Here is a 16515-nt window from a genome sequence, read left to right on the forward strand (position 1 = left end):
TCGCCGGGGGCTTGTCTCGCCGGCCATCCAGAGAAGGCTGAACAATGGGGCACGCAGGCATGCCTAAAACCGGTGGGCTCGGCGCGGCGATGAGCAATCTCTTCGAGCGGACGCGCCGTAAGGAACAACCCACCGGAGTTGTTCCCGTCGGAAGAGACCGGACCCTCAAGGCGTCGTTCGCACAACAGCGACTGTGGTTTCTCGACCAACTGGAGCCGGGCAACGCCTCGTACAACATCCCGCTCGCGATGCGCATCCGGGGCGAGCTGAACGTCGGGCACCTCGCGCGGGCCGTCTCCATCGTGGTCGGCCGGCACGAGGCGCTGCGCACGGCCTTCGGCGAGGACGGCGGGGAGCCGGTCCAGCGGATCAGTCCGGCCGAGGACGTCCCCGTCCCGGTCGTGACCGTGCCCGGCGACTCGCCCGCCGAGCGGCTGGCCGCCGCGCGGGAGCTGGCCGGCGCGGAGATCGCCGAGCCCTTCGACCTGGCCGTCGGGCCGTTGTTCCGGGCCAAGGTGCTGCGGCTGGACGAGCAGGACCACGTCCTGGTGCTGATCGTGCACCATGTGGCCACCGACGCCTGGTCGCAGGGCGTGCTGGTGCGGGAGCTGTCGGCCGCCTACGGGGCGCTCGTCGCCGGGCGCACGCCGGCGCTGCCGCCCCTGCCCGTGCAGTACGCGGACTACGCGGTGTGGGAGCGCGAGTGGCTGTCCGGCCCGACCCTGCGGCGGCAGCTGGACCACTGGCAGAAGCAGCTGGCCGGCATGGAGCCGGCGCTGGAGCTGCCCACCGACCGGCCCCGCCCCTCGATCGCCCGCCAGGAGGGCGAGGCGGCACGCTGGGAACTGCCCGCCGAGCTCGTCGAAGCCGCCCGGAAGCTGGGTGCCGGCGAGAACGCGACCCTCTACATGACCCTGCTGGCCGCCTTCCAGCTGGTGCTCGCGCGGTACGTCGACAGCGAGGACATCGCCGTCGGCACACCGGTGGCGAACCGGGGCCGGTCCGAGATCGAGGGCCTCATCGGCTTCTTCGTCAACACCGTGGTCCTGCGCACCGATCTCTCCGGGGACCCGACCTATCGTGAGCTGCTGCGCCGGGTCCGGAACGTGACGGTCGGCGCCTTCGCACACGGCGACCTGCCCTTCGAGTACCTCGTCGAGCACGTGCAGCCCGAGCGTGACCTGTCGCGCAATCCGCTGGTGCAGGTCCTCTTCCAGATGATCAACATCCCGGCCGAGCGGCTGTCCCTGGCCGGGCTGGAGACCGAGCAGTTCGACCCGGGCCGCATCCTCACCCGCATGGACCTCGAGTTCCACCTCGTCGAGGGCGACGACGGCGGCCTCATCGGCCACATCGTGTACAGCAAGGCCCTCTTCGACGCGTCGACCATCGAGCGGCTCCTGCGCCACATCGGTGTCGTCCTGCGGTCCGCGCTGGCGGACCCCGACCAGCGGATCTCCGAGATCTCCCTGCTCGACGACGCCGAACGGGCCCAGGTAATCCAGGAGTTCAACGACACGGCAGGGCCCGTACCCGAGGGTTCCCTGTCCGAGCTGTTCAGCGCGCAGGCGCGGCGGCGCCCGGACGCCGTGGCGGTGATCCACGGCGACGAGCGCCTCACCTACGCGGAGCTGGAGCGGCGCGCCAACCAGCTCGCGCACCACCTCCAGGGCCGGGGCGTCGGTCCCGAGACCCTCGTCGGGCTGTGCGTCGAGCGCGGCCCGGAGGTGGTCGTGGCGATCCTCGGCATCCTGCGGGCCGGCGCGGCCTACGTACCGATCGGCCCGAACCACCCGCGCGACCGCATCCGGTTCGTCCTGGACGACGCCAAGGTGACCACCGCCGTCACACAGCAGCGCTTCACGGAGCTGTTCGAGGCGCCGGGCACCGATCTCGTCCTCCTCGACGCCGAACGCGAGACGCTCGACAAGCAGCCGGAGACCGCGCCGGCGACGCCCACGAGCGCGGACGGCCTCGCCTACGTCATCTACACCTCCGGCTCCACCGGCGTGCCCAAGGGCATCCTGATGCCCGCCGCCTGCGTGATCAATCTGGTGGCGTGGCAGAAGCGAGCCCTGCCGGTGGGTCCCGACGCGAAGACGGCGCAGTTCGCCGCGGTGACCTTCGACATCTCGCTGCAGGAGATCTTCTCCGCCCTGCTGTACGGCGAGACGATCGTCATCCCCGACGAGGAACTGCGGATGGATCCCGCCGCGTTCGCCGCCTGGGCGCACGACCACGAGCTGGACCAGCTGTTCCTGCCCAATGTGATGCTGCGGGCGATCTCCGAAGAGGTCGATCCGCACGGCGCGGAGCTGTCCGCCCTGCGCCACCTCTCCCAGGCGGGCGAGCCGCTCTCGCTCCACCACGACCTGCGCGAGCTGTGCGAGAACCGCCCCGAGCTGCGGCTGCACAACCACTACGGCCCCAGCGAGGCCCACGTCGTCACGTCGTACTCGCTGCCGGCGTCCGTGTCCGACTGGCCGCTCACCGCGCCGATCGGCAAGCCCGTCGGCAACACCCGCGTGTACGTGGTCGACGGCAATCTCCGGCCGGTCCCGGTGGGCGTGCCCGGCGAGCTGTGCGTCGCCGGATCCGGCCTGGCCAGGGGTTACCTCGGCCGCCCGGAGCTGACCGCGACCCGCTTCGTGGCGGACCCCTTCCGCGCCGACGGCTCCCGGATGTACCGCTCCGGCGACCTGGTGCGCTGGCTGCCGGACGGCAACCTCGAGTTCCTCGGCCGGATCGACGACCAGGTCAAGATCCGTGGCTTCCGGATCGAACCGGGCGAGATCGAGGCGATCCTGGCCCGGCACGAGGACGTCCTGCACGCCGCCGTGATCGTGCGGGAGGACGTGCCCGGGGACAAGCGGCTGGTGGCCTACGCCGTCGCCGAGCCGACCGCGGCGGGCCGGGACGGACGGCTGGCCGAGACCCTGCGCCTGCACGTCGAGGCCGCGGTGCCGGAGTACATGGTGCCCTCGGCGGTCGTCGTCCTGGATTCGATGCCGCTGACCACGGGCGGAAAGATCGACCGTGGCGCGCTGCCCGCGCCCGACCTGCGCACCGTGCTCGAGGTCGGCTACGTCGCCCCGCGCACGCCCGAGGAAGAGGCCGTCTGCGCCATCTACGCCGACCTGCTGGGCGCGGAGCGGGTCGGCATCGAGGACGACTTCTTCTCGCTGGGCGGTCACTCCCTCATCGCCACCAGGGTGGTCGCCAGGATCCGGGCTGCGCTCGGCGTCTCGATACCGCTGAAGGCGATCTTCCAGCAGCGGACGCCACGGGAGCTGGCGGTCACGGTGGCCGGTGCCGCCGGTGCCGGCGCCGGCACCGAGCACGAGCTTCCGCCGCTGGTCCCGCTCGAGCGCTCCCGCTCCCTGCCGGTGCCGTTCAGCTTCGCGCAGCGGCAGGCGGACATGTTCTTCGAGGACATCCTGCAAGCGGGGCACTGGACGATCCCGCTGGCCGTGCGGGTCTCGGGCGAACTGGACCTGGCGCACCTGCGGCGGGCCATGGAGATCCTGGTCGCCCGGCACGAGGCCCTGCGGATCACCGTCGTCGGGAAGCCGGGCGGATACGCCCAGGCGGTCCAGGCGAGCGCGCCGGTCCGTATGGAGGTGATCGAGGTCGCCGACGCCGCGGAGGCCTCGGTGCTGGCGGGCCGCGAGGCCGCCCGGCCGTTCGACCTCACCGGGGACGCGCTGGCGCGGCTGAGCGTCCTGCGGCTGGGCGAGCGCGACCACGTCCTGGTGCTCGCCCTGCACCACCTGGTCACCGACGGCTGGTCCCGGGGCGTGCTCATCCGTGATCTCTCCGAGGTGTACTCGGCGCTGGTCGGCGGAACCGAGGCCGAACTGCCGGAGCTTCCGGTGCAGTACACCGACTTCTCCCTCTGGGAGCAGCAGTGGCTGCAGGGGCCGCTGCTGGAGGGCCTGCTGGACTACTGGCACCGCCACTACGACGGCATGGTGCCGGCCGAGCTGCCCACCGACCGTCCGCGCCAGGAGGTGGCCAGTTACGACAGCGGCGTCTTCCACTGGCGGCTGCCGCTGGAGGTCGTCACCGCCGCCCGCCGGCTGGGCGAGTCCGCGCACGCCACGCTGTACATGACCCTGCTGGCCGCGATGAAGCTGGTGATTTCCGCCCGTTCGGCGAGCCCGGACGTCCTCGTCGGCATGCCCATGGCCGGCCGGGGCCGTGACGAGCTGGAGAACGTGGTCGGCCTCGTTTCCAAGCTGCTGGCCGTGCGGACCGACCTGGGCGGCGATCCGACGTTCCACGATTTGCTGGTCAAGGTGCGCGACGCGATGTCCGACGCGCACACCCACCAGGACGTGCCGTTCGTCTGCGCCGTCGACCGGTGGGCCGGCGGTGCGCCGCTGTTCCAGGACCCGCCGGTGAAGGTGGTCTTCCAGATCGTCAACACGCCGCCGCAGACCCTGCGCCTCGCGGAGGCGACGGCCGAGCCGTTCGTGATGAGCCACCCGCCGGTCCACATCAACCTGGACATGGAGATCGACCTGTACGAGGACACCGTGGACGGCTCGCTCGCCGGCACGGTGCTCTACAGCACCTCGCTCTTCGACAGCGCGACCATCGAGAGCCTCTGCGACGACGTCGTGGCCGTCGTCGCGTCCGCTGCGGCGGATGCCGGCCGACCGCTCTCACACGTGTGGAGCGAGCGCTTCCACGGTCGGTGACCGGGGCGGCGGCATGACGTCCCCGCCCGGTCAGTGACCACACTTCCCGCCAGGATCACCCAGTACCACCGAGGATCATCATGGAAGCGGACGAGGCTGTCGCCGTCGTCGGAATGTCCTGCCGGTTCCCGCAGGCCCCCGACCCCACCGCGTTCTGGCGGCTGTTGACCGCCGGCGCCTCGGCCGTCACCGAGGTGCCGGCCGGGCGGTGGACACTGCCCGGGTCGGCGCCCGTCGGCATCCGCCACGGCGGCTTCATCGACGACGTCGACCGCTTCGACCCCGCCTTCTTCGGCATTTCGCCGCGGGAAGCGGCGGCCATGGATCCGCAGCAGCGGCTGATGCTGGAGCTGGCCTGGGAGGGGCTGGAGAACGCCGGTATCGTCCCCGCCGCCCTGGACGGCGCCACGGTCGGCACGTTCCTCGGCGTGATGTCGCACGACTACGCGGAGCTCTCCCGCGGCCGGCGCTCGCACCACACGCTGACCGGCACCCACCGGGCGATGATCGCCAACCGCATCTCGCACAGCCTCGGCCTGCGCGGCCCCAGCGTGACCGTCGACGCGGCCCAGGCGTCCTCCCTGGTCGCGGTGCACATGGCGGCGGACAGCGTGCGCCGGGGCGAGTCGCTGCTGGCGCTGGCCGGCGGGGTGAACCTCAACCTTGTCCCGGAAACCGCCGCGGACATCGCCGAGTTCGGCGCGCTCTCCCCCGACGGCCGCTGCTACACCTTCGACGCGCGCGCCAACGGCTACGTACGGGGCGAGGGCGGCGGCCTCGTCGTGCTGAAGCCGCTGTCCCGCGCCCTCGCCGACGGTGACACGGTCTACTGCGTCATCGCGGGCAGCGCGGTCAACAACGACGGCGGCGGCACCTCACTGACCACGCCGGATCCGCGCGGCCAGGAGGCCGTCGTGCGGCTCGCCCAGGAGCGGGCGGGTATCTCGCCCGCGGACGTGCAGTACGTGGAGCTGCACGGGACCGGGACGGCTCTCGGCGACCCGGTGGAGGCGGACGCCCTCGGCCGCGTCTTCGGCCGGGCACTCGGCCGGGCGGGGGCGGCAGACGAGATCGTCCGCCCCGTGGAGGTCGGCTCGGTGAAGACCAACATCGGGCATCTGGAAGGGGCCGCGGGCATCGCGGGGCTGCTCAAGACCGCCCTCGCCGTCCACCATCGTCGGCTTCCGGCCTCCCTCAACTTCGAGACCCCCAACCCGCGCATCCCGCTGGACGCGCTGAACCTCACGGTCCGCGCCACGGCGGGCGCCTGGCGCGCACCGGACTCCCCTCTCGTCGCCGGCGTCAGCTCGTTCGGCATGGGCGGCACGAACTGCCACGTCGTCCTCTCCGAAGCGCCCCCGCGGTCGACCGCTGCCGGACCGGAGACCGGTTCCGGGACGGAGTCGGTCACGCGCCCGCTCCCCCTGGCCCTGTCGGGGGCGACCGAGGCGGCACTGCGGGACCAGGCACTCCGGTTGCGGGCGCACCTGGAGCACCCGGACCGGCTGCGGGACCAGGAGCCGGCCCCCGGCCTGGCCGACGTCGGGCTCTCCCTCGCGACCACGAGGTCGCACTTCGAGCACCGCGCCGTGATCGTCGCCGAGGACGCCGGCGGCGCGGCCCGGGCACTGGACGCGCTGGCCCGGGGCGAGGTGGCCGCCGGGCTGGTCACGGGCGTCGCCCGGGGCGCGGGCAAGATCGCCTACAGCTTCACCGGGCAGGGCGCGCAGCGCCTCGGCATGGGCCGGGAACTCGCCGCCGCCCACCCGGTGTTCGCCCGGGCCTTCGACGACGTCTGTGCGGAGCTGGACCGGCACCTGGACCGGCCCATCCGCGAGGTGATCGACGGGGAGGACGACCATCTGCTGGAGCAGACGGTCCACGCGCAGGCCGCGCTGTTCGCGGTCGAGGTGGCGTTGTTCCGACTGCTCGAGGACTTCGGGCCGGCACCGGACGTGCTGATCGGTCACTCGATCGGCGAAGTGGCCGCGGCGCATGTCGCCGGTGTGCTGTCCCTCGCCGACGCGGCGGCCTTCGTCGCCGCTCGCGGCCGGCTGATGCAGTCGGTCCCCGGACGAGGCGCGATGGTGCTGCTGGAGGCCGCCGAGGACGAGGTCGCCGCCACGCTGGCGGACGGCGGTCAGGATGCCGCGAGGATCTCCATCGCGGCGGTCAACGGCCCGGCCGCGACCGTCGTCTCCGGCGACGAGCAGGCCGTCCTGGACCTCGCGGCCGAGTGGGAGCGGCGCGGCCGGAGGACCAAGCGGCTGCACACGAGCCACGCCTTCCACTCCTCGCACATGGACCCGGTGCTAGACGAGCTGCGCCGGGTCGCCGAGGGGCTGACCTTCCGGGCGCCCCGGATCCCGCTGGTGTCCAACGTCACCGGGAAGCTCGCCACGGCCGAGGAGCTGTGCTCCCCCGAGTACTGGGTGCAGCACGTCCGCCGGACCGTACGCTTCCTGGACGGCGTGCGCTGCCTGGAGGCCGAAGGCGTCACCACCTTCGTGGAGCTGGGCCCGGACAAGGCCCTCACCACCCTGACCCGCGAGTGCCTGACCCGCCCCGGCGTCCTGGTGGGTACCCTGCGGCGCGACCGCCCCGAGCCGCTGGCCCTGGTCACAGCGCTGGCCGAACTCCACGTCTCGGGCGCCGAGGTGGCGTGGGACGTGGCATTCCCCGGCAGCCGGCGGGTTCCGCTGCCCACCTACGCGTTCCAGCGCCGGTCGTACTGGATCGACGCGGCCGGACCGGCCGGGCACGCCGACGTACCGGCGCCCGCCCCTGCCCTGCCCGCACCGCCGCAGGACCGGCACGACGGCCGCTCCCCCGCTGCTTCCGCCCCCGCCGGGACCGACCGGCCCCGCGCCGTGCTCGCGCTCGTACGGCAGCACGCCGCTGTCGTCCTCGGGCACGACGGCGCGGCGTCCGTCGACGACGGGCGTACGTTCAAGGAGCTCGGCTTCGACTCGATCACCGCGGTCGAGCTCTGCGAGCGACTGGGCACGGCCACCGGCCTCGACCTGCCCGGAACCCTGCTCTTCGACCACCCGACTCCCGCCGCGCTCGCCGCTCACCTCCACCGCCGTCTCCACGGCGGGCCGGACGAGGACGCGGAAGCCCCCGGCACACCCATGCCGACCGCCGGTAACGACCCGGTGGTCATCGTCGGGATGAGCTGCCGGTTCCCGGGCGGGGTGCGCTCGCCGGAGGACCTGTGGCGGATCGTGGCCGACGGTACGGACGTGATCTCCGCCTTCCCGACGGACCGGGGCTGGGACCTCGAAGGCCTCTACCACCCCGACGCCGACCAGCCGGGCACGTCGTACGCCCGCGACGGTGGATTCCTCTACGACGCGGCCGAGTTCGACGCCGCCTTCTTCGGGATCTCGCCGCGTGAGGCGGCCGCGATGGACCCGCAGCAGCGGCTGCTGCTGGAGACGTCCTGGGAGGCGTTCGAACGCGCGGGCATTCCCGCGGAGTCGCTCAAGGGCAGCCGCACCGGAGTGTTCGTCGGCGCCTCCTCGGCCGGGTACGCGGCCGGCGCCGGGGAGTCGGCCGAGGGCTACCAGCTGACCGGCAGCGCGGCGAGCGTCGCCTCGGGCCGGGTGTCCTACACCCTGGGTCTCGAGGGGCCGGCGGTGACGGTGGACACGGCCTGTTCGTCGTCGCTGGTGGCCCTGCACCTGGCGGTGCAGGCGCTGCGGTCGGGCGAGTGCTCGCTGGCCCTGGCCGGCGGCGTGAGCGTAATGGCCACGCCCGGCATGTTCGTCGAATTCTCGCGCCAGCGGGGACTGGCGGCGGACGGGCGCTGCAAGGCCTTCGCCGCGGCCGCGGACGGTACGGGTTGGGCCGAGGGCGTCGGCATGCTCCTGGTGGAGCGGCTGTCGGACGCCGAGCGCAACGGACACCGGGTGCTGGCAGTGGTGCGGGGTTCCGCCGTCAATCAGGACGGCGCGTCGAACGGTCTGACGGCCCCGAACGGTCCGTCGCAGCAGCGGGTCATCCGCCAGGCGTTGACGAGCGCGGGTCTGGCGGCAGCTGATGTCGACGCGGTGGAGGCGCACGGTACGGGTACGGCGCTGGGCGATCCGATCGAGGCGCAGGCGCTGCTGGCGGCGTACGGTCGGGACCGGGATCGGCCGCTGCTGCTGGGCTCGGTGAAGTCGAACATCGGGCACACGCAGGCCGCTGCGGGTGTGGCCGGTGTCATCAAGATGGTCATGGCTATGCGGCAAGGCGTCCTGCCGCAGACCCTGCACGTCGACGAGCCGTCGCCGCACGTGGACTGGTCCGCGGGCTCGGTGGAACTGCTGACCGAGCGGAAGGACTGGCCGGAGACGAACGCTCCGCGACGTGCGGGTGTGTCGTCGTTCGGCGTGAGCGGCACCAACGCCCACGTCGTGCTGGAGCAGGCACCGTCGGGGTCCGAGCCGGAGAGCCGGAACACCGCGTCGCCCCTCGTGCTTCCGTGGGTCCTCTCCGGCCACGGTGAGGCAGGGCTCAGGGCGCAGGCGGAGCGGCTGCGCTCCTTCGTGGAGGACGGCCCGGAGCTGTCCGACGCCCATGTGGGCTGGTCGCTGGCATCGACGCGGGCGCTTCTGTCGCACCGCGCGGTGGTCGTGGGGTCGGACCGCGATGCGCTGGTACGGGGCCTGGACGCGGTGGCGAACGGGGAGTCCGACCCGGGCGTCGTGCGGGGCACCGCCGTATCCGGCGACGTGGTGTTCGTGTTCCCCGGTCAGGGGTCGCAGTGGACCGGGATGGCGCTGGAGCTGATCGAGTCCTCGCCGGTGTTCGCGGAGCGGATGCGGGAGTGCGCCCAGGCGCTCGGCGCCTTTGTCGACTGGTCGCTGTTCGACGTCCTCGCCGATGAAGAGGCGCTGCGCCGCGTCGATGTGGTGCAGCCGGTGCTGTGGGCCGTCATGATCTCGCTGGCCGAGCTGTGGCGCTCCTACGGCGTCACTCCGGCAGCGGTCGTGGGCCACAGCCAGGGCGAAATCGCCGCGGCGTGTGTCGCGGGCGGGCTCTCGCTGGACGACGGTGCCCGCGTCGTCGCGCTCCGTAGCAAGGCCCTGCTCGCACTGTCGGGTCAGGGCGGCATGGTCTCCGTACCGCTCCCCGCCGACCAGCTCCGCGGTCGTGACGGCCTGTCCATCGCTGCCGTCAACGGACCCGCCTCGACGGTCGTCTCGGGCGACAACGACATCCTCGACGCCATCCTGGCGGAGCTCCCGCAGGCCAAGCGCATCCCCGTCGACTACGCCAGCCACTCCACCCACGTCGAACGCATCGAAGACGAACTCGCGGAAGCACTCGCACCCGTCGCACCCCGCACGGGAGACGTTCCGTTCTACTCGACCGTGACGGGCGCGCTCACGGACACGGCAGAGCTGGACGCCGCCTACTGGTACCGCAACCTCCGCCACACCGTCGAGTTCCAGAGCACCATCGAGAACCTGCTCACCCTCGGCCACACCGTCTTCGTCGAAGCGAGCCCCCACCCCGTCCTGACCGTAGGCGTACAGGACACAGCCGATGCCGCCGACACCCAGGTCGTCATGACCGGCTCCCTGCGCCGCGACCACGGGACCGCCGAGCGGTTCATGCTCTCCCTCGCGCAGTTGCACGTGAGCGGTGCCCGCGTCGACTGGCGGCCGGTCTTCGCCGGTGCCCGGCAGGTGGAGCTGCCGACCTACGCCTTCCAGCGGGAACGCTTCTGGTTGGAGCCGTCCGTCATGGACGCGGTCGACTCCCGGTTCTGGGACGCCGTGGAACGCGAGGACCTGGAATCGCTCGCGGCCACCTTGCAGATCGACGGGGCGGCGCTGGACGGTGTCGTGCCCGCGCTGTCCTCGTGGCGCCGTCGGCGTCGTGAGCGATCCACCGTGGACGCCTGGCGTTACCGCATCGGCTGGCGGCCGCTGTCCGGCCCGGGCGCCGGCGCACCGTCCGGCACCTGGCTGGCCGTGGTTCCGGCGGGCGACGAGTGGTCCGCCGCGTGCTGCCGGGCCCTGGCCGAGCACGGGGTGCAGGTCCGTACGGTCGAGGTGCGGCCCGACGGGGCCGAACGCTCGGCCCTGACGGGGCTGCTCACGGACGCGGCGGGGGCCGACGGCGTCGCCGGTGTCGTCTCGTTCCTGGCCGTCGACGAGCGCACGCACGCCACGTACTCCGCCCTCCCGCAGGGACTGGCGAACACGGTGGAGCTGCTGTGCGCCGCCGCGGCGGCCGGCGTCGAAGCCCCGCTGTGGTGCGTCACCAGGTCCGCCGTGGCCGCCGTTGACGCGGACCCGGCCCCGAGCGCCGCCCAGGCGGCGGTCTGGGGCTTCGGCCGGGTGGCCGGGCTGGAGCGGACCGGGCGCTGGGGCGGGCTGATCGACCTGCCCGAGGTGTGCGACGCGCGGGTGCTGCGGCGGTTCGTCGCGGCGCTGGCCGAGGCGGGTGCCGAGGACCAGATCGCGGTGCGGTCCTCGGCGGTCCTGGGCCGGCGGCTGGAATCCGCGCCCGTCACCGGTCCGGCGAGCGCCTGGCGTCCGCGCGGCACGGTACTGGTCACCGGCGGCACCGGCGCACTGGGCGCGCACGTCGCGAAGTGGCTCGCGGGGGCCGGAGCGGAGCATCTCGTCCTGCTCAGCCGGCGCGGGCCGCAGGCCCCGGGTGCCGCCGCGCTGGAAGCGGAACTGACCGCTCTGGGCGCGCGGGTGACCATCGCGGCCTGCGACGTGACCGATCGCGCCGCTCTTGCCGGAGTGCTCCGCCCGCTGTCGGACCGACTGACCGCCGTGGTGCACCTGGCCGGCGCGGTGCAGTTCGACGGCCGCATCGACGCGGATCTCGACGAATACGCCGACGTCTTCCGCGCCAAGGTCACCGGCGCGGCGCACCTGGACGAGCTCGTCGGTGACGAGGAGCTGGACGCTTTCGTCCTCTTCTCGTCGGCCTCGGCGGTCTGGGGCGGCGCCGGGCAGGCGGGCTACGCCGCCGCGAACGCCTTCCTCGACGCACTGGCCCTGCGGCGCCGGTCCCGCGGACTGGCGGGCACCGCGGTGGCCTGGGGAGCGTGGGGCGGCAGCCTCGCCGGCGAGGACGAGGAGCGTCTGCGCCGCAACGGCCTGCGCCCGATGCCGCCCGAGCTGGCGGTCGCCGCGCTCCGGCAGGCGGGTGGCACGGGCGAACCGTGTCCGACCGTCGCGGATGTCGACTGGGAGACGTTCGCCCCGGCATTCACGGCCTCCCGGCCGAGCCCGCTGATCGGCGAGCTGCCCGAGGTACGGAAGTGCCTGGAGAGCGCCGGCCCGGCCGGCGGTCACACGGAGCTGCGCGCGCGCCTCGGCGCGCTGCCCGCCGCGGAACAGGAACGGGTGCTGGCGGACCTCGTGCGCGAGCACGCCGCCGGTCTGCTGGGCCACCGCGGTCCCGCGGCGGTCGACCCGACGGTGCCGTTCCGTGAGCTGGGCTTCGACTCGCTCACCGCGGTCGAGCTGCGCACCCGCCTGAACGCGGCCACCGGCCTGCGCCTGCCGGCCACCTTGATGTTCGACCACCCCACCTGCCGGGCGGTCGCCGCACTGCTGCGGACGGAACTGCTGGGCCTGCCGGCCTCCGGAGCGCTCGCGGGTGCGGGTGCGGGTGCGGCAGCCGCCTCGTACGCCGCCGACGAGCCGATCGCCATCGTCGCGATGAGCTGCCGGTTCCCGGGCGACATCCGCTCTCCCGAGGACCTTTGGCAGCTGGTCAGCGAGGGCCGGGAGGTCCTCTCGGAATTCCCCGACGACCGCGGCTGGGACGCGGACGGCCTGTACGACCCCGACCCGGACCGGGCCGGCAAGTCCTACGTACGCACCGGCGGATTCCTGCACGACGCCGCCGAGTTCGACGCGGCCTTCTTCGGCATCTCGCCACGTGAGGCCCTGGCGATGGACCCGCAGCAGCGGCTCTTGCTCCAGGCCGCGTGGGAGGTCTTCGAGCGCGCCAGGATCGCACCGGATTCGGTGCGGTCCAGCCGCACCGGCGTCTTCGTCGGCGGCTGGACGCAGGGCTACCCGTCGGACTCCGACGAGGGGTACGCGCTGACGGGCGCCGCGACCAGCGTGATGTCCGGGCGTATCGCCTACACCCTGGGCCTCCAGGGCCCCGCGCTCACCGTGGACGCGGCGTGTTCGTCGTCGCTGGTGGCGCTTCATCTGGCCTGCGAGTCACTGCGGCGCGGCGAGTGCTCGATGGCGCTCGCCGGAGGTGTCACCGTGATGGCGACGCCGGCCACTTTCGTGGAGTTCTCACGTCAGCGCGGGCTCGCGGCCGACGGCCGGTGCAAGTCCTTCGCCGCCGGTGCGGACGGTACGGGCTGGGCCGAGGGTGTCGGCATGCTCCTGGTGGAGCGGCTGTCGGACGCCGAGCGCAACGGGCACCAGATCCTGGCCGTCGTGCGTGGTTCGGCGGTCAACCAGGACGGCGCGTCCAACGGTCTGACGGCCCCGAACGGGCCCGCGCAGCAGCGCGTCATCCAGCAGGCGTTGGCGAACGCGGGGCTGTCGACGGCCGATGTCGACGCGGTCGAGGCGCACGGTACGGGCACGACTCTCGGCGACCCCATCGAGGCCCAGGCGCTGCTGGCCACGTACGGCCAGGACCGGGAACGGCCTCTGCTGCTGGGCTCGCTCAAGTCCAACCTCGGGCACAGCCAGGCTGCCGCCGGTGTCGCCGGGGTCATGAAGATGGTCATGGCGATGCGGCACGGAGTGCTGCCGCAGACCCTCCACGTCGACGAGCCGACGCCCAAGGTGGACTGGTCCACAGGCGCGGTCGAGCTGCTGACCGAACGGACGGAGTGGCCCGGGGCCGACAGGCCGCGGCGGGCCGGTGTGTCCGCCTTCGGCGTGAGCGGTACCAACGCCCACGTCGTGCTGGAGCAGGCGCCGGAGCAGGCGGCCGAGCCCGAAGCCGCAGGAGAAGGGACCGGGCCGCTGCCGGTCGTTCCCTGGGTGCTGTCGGGTGACAGTGCCGCGGGTCTGCGCACGCAGATCGAGCGCTTGAAGTCCTTCGTGGCGGACAACCCGCTGCTGGATCCGGTGGACGTCGGCTGGTCGCTGGCCTCGACGCGGGCGGTGCTGTCGCACCGCGCCGTGGTCGTGGGCACGGAACTCGAAGAGCTCCGGCACGGGCTGGACGCGCTGGAGACCGCGGACGCCGCCGAGCCGGGGCGCGGTGTGGTGTTCGTGTTCCCCGGTCAGGGTTCGCAGTGGACCGGGATGGCGCTGGAGCTCATCGAGTCCTCGCCGGTGTTCGCGGAGCGGATGCGGGAGTGCGCCCAGGCGCTCAGCGACTTTGTCGACTGGTCGCTGTTCGATGTGCTGTCGGATGAAGAGGCGCTGCGCCGCGTCGATGTGGTGCAGCCGGTGCTGTGGGCCGTCATGGTCTCCCTCGCCGAGCTCTGGCGCTCGTACAGCGTCACACCGGCAGCGGTCGTCGGCCACAGCCAGGGCGAGATCGCGGCGGCGTGTGTCGCAGGCGGCCTGTCCCTGGAGGACGGCGCCAGGATCGTCGCACTCCGCAGCAAGGCCCTCCTGGCGCTTTCGGGTCAGGGCGGCATGGTCTCCGTACCCCTGCCGGCAGACCGGCTGCGCGGTCGTGACGGACTGTCGATCGCGGCCGTCAACGGACCGGCCTCGACCGTCGTATCAGGCGACAACGACGTCCTCGACGCGATCCTGGCCGAGTTCCCGCAGGCCAAGCGCATCCCCGTCGACTACGCCAGCCACTCCACCCACGTCGAACAGATCGAAAACGAACTCGCGGAAGCACTCGCGCCCGTCGCACCCCGCACGGGAGAGGTCCCCTTCTACTCGACCGTCACCGGTCAACTGACCGACACCGCCGAACTCGACGCCACGTACTGGTACCGAAACCTCCGCCACACCGTCGAATTCCAGAGCACCATCGAGAACCTGCTCACCCTCGGCCACACCGTCTTCGTCGAAACCAGCCCCCACCCCGTCCTCACCGTAGGCGTACAGGACACCGTCGACGCCGCCGACGTCCGGGCTTGCGTGACCGGCTCCCTGCGACGGGACCACGGTGGACCGGCCCAGTTCCTCACCTCGCTGTCCCGGCTGCATGTACAGGGCGTCGACGTGGACTGGCAGGCGGCGTTCGCAGGGCGTGGTGCGCGGGTCGTCGACCTGCCGACCTATGTCTTCAAGCGCGAGCGCTTCTGGGTGGCACCCGATCGGCAGGCGCCCGGAACGGCCGGCATCGACCACCCCTTGCTGGGCGCGGAGGTGCCGTTGCCCGACTCCGGTGGTGGCGTGCTGACCGGCGTGCTCACGCTCGCGGGTCAGCCGTGGCTCGCCGAACACGCGGTGTCCGACGTGGTGATCTTCCCGGGCACGGGCTTCGTCGAGCTCGCCCTGCAGGCAGGGCTGCGGTTCGGCTGTGACGTGGTGGAGGAACTGACGCTCGAGGGACCACTGGTGCTGCCCAAGCGCGGCACCGTCGAGGTCCAGGTATCGGTGACGGGAGTGGACGACGAGGGACGCCGTTCGCTGTCCGTCCACGCGCGTCGCGGAGACGGTGAATGGTTCCGGCACGCGACCGGTTCGCTCGGTGTCTCCGACGCGGCGCCCCGTGATCCGCAGGAGTGGCCCCCGGCGCATGCCACGCGGGTGGAGATCGACGGGGTCTACGACGTCCTGGCGGAGCGCGGCTATGCCTACGGCCCGGTGTTCCGCGGTCTGCGCGCCGCATGGCGTCGCGGTGACGAGGTGTTCGTCGAGGTCGCCGTGGCCGAAGAGGCGCATGGTGACGCCGCGCGGTGTGCGGTGCACCCGGCCCTGCTCGACGCCGCGCTGCACGGCGTCGGGCTGGGTGGCCTGATCACCGATGGCACTCAGGCGTACCTGCCGTTCTCCTGGAGCGGCGTGTCCTTGCACGGGGTCGGAGCCTCTTCTCTGCGGGTGGTGCTGACCCCCATCGGCACGGACGCGATCTCGCTGCGGGTGACCGACGGCTCCGGCGAACCGGTGCTGTCCGTGGAGTCCCTGGTCCTGCGACCCGTCTCCGACGGCCAGCTTGCCGCTGCCCGTGGTGGTGCGGTCGACACGTTGTTCCGTGTGGAGTGGGTGGAACGAACCCTCGGCACGGACAGCCGGGACCTGATGCCGTTCGCCGCGCCGGCCGCGGACGAAGCCGTGCCCGAGTGGGTGCGCGTCGAGGGCACCGAGCCCGCCCAGGTGCTGGGCGTCGTGCAGCAGTGGCTGTCCGACGCGCGCTTCGCCGACTCCCGACTGGCCGTCGTGACCTGCGGTGCCATGGCGGCCGCCCGTGGCGAGGACGTGCCGGACCTCGACGGCGCCGCCGTATGGGGGCTGGTCCGCTCCGCGCAGACCGAGAATCCCGGTCGGTTCCTGCTGGTCGATGTGGACGAGGCGAGCGCACCGCTCCCGGACCTCGAGGCCGCGGCCGCCGCCGGCGAGTGGCAGCTGGCCGTCCGCAACGGGCGCGTCCTCGCGCCCCGCCTGGCCAAGGCCCACCACAGCACCGACCTCGAACTCACCACCGGCACCGCTCTCATCACCGGCGGCACCGGAACCCTCGGCGCGCTCGTCGCCCGCCACCTCGTCACCACCCACGGCGTGCGCGACCTCATCCTGGTCAGCCGCCGGGGCACCACCGCCCCCGGCGCACCCGAACTCGCCACCGAACTCGAGGACTTGGGCGCCCGGGTACGGGTCGTCGCCTGCGACGTGGCCGACCGCGACGCCATCGCGGAGGTCGTCCGGTCCATCGACGACCTGCGCATGGTCGTCCACAC

Annotated in this window: 2 protein-coding genes; both read left to right on the plus strand. The window is 72.8% G+C overall.

Features of this window, described 5'->3' with window-relative positions; genetic code table 11:
- Positions 1-59: 59 nt before the first annotated feature.
- Entirely contained in the window at positions 60-4703 is a 4644-nt protein-coding gene (locus tag AB0G59_RS20665; RefSeq protein WP_360913538.1) for an amino acid adenylation domain-containing protein, read from the plus strand.
- 80 nt (positions 4704-4783) lie between these two features.
- On the plus strand, positions 4784-16515 hold an 11732-nt coding region (locus AB0G59_RS20670), incomplete at its 3' end, for a type I polyketide synthase (protein WP_360913540.1).

The organism is Streptomyces sp. NPDC021096 (genome assembly GCF_040641275.1).
In the GTDB taxonomy this organism is placed as follows: domain Bacteria; phylum Actinomycetota; class Actinomycetes; order Streptomycetales; family Streptomycetaceae; genus Streptomyces.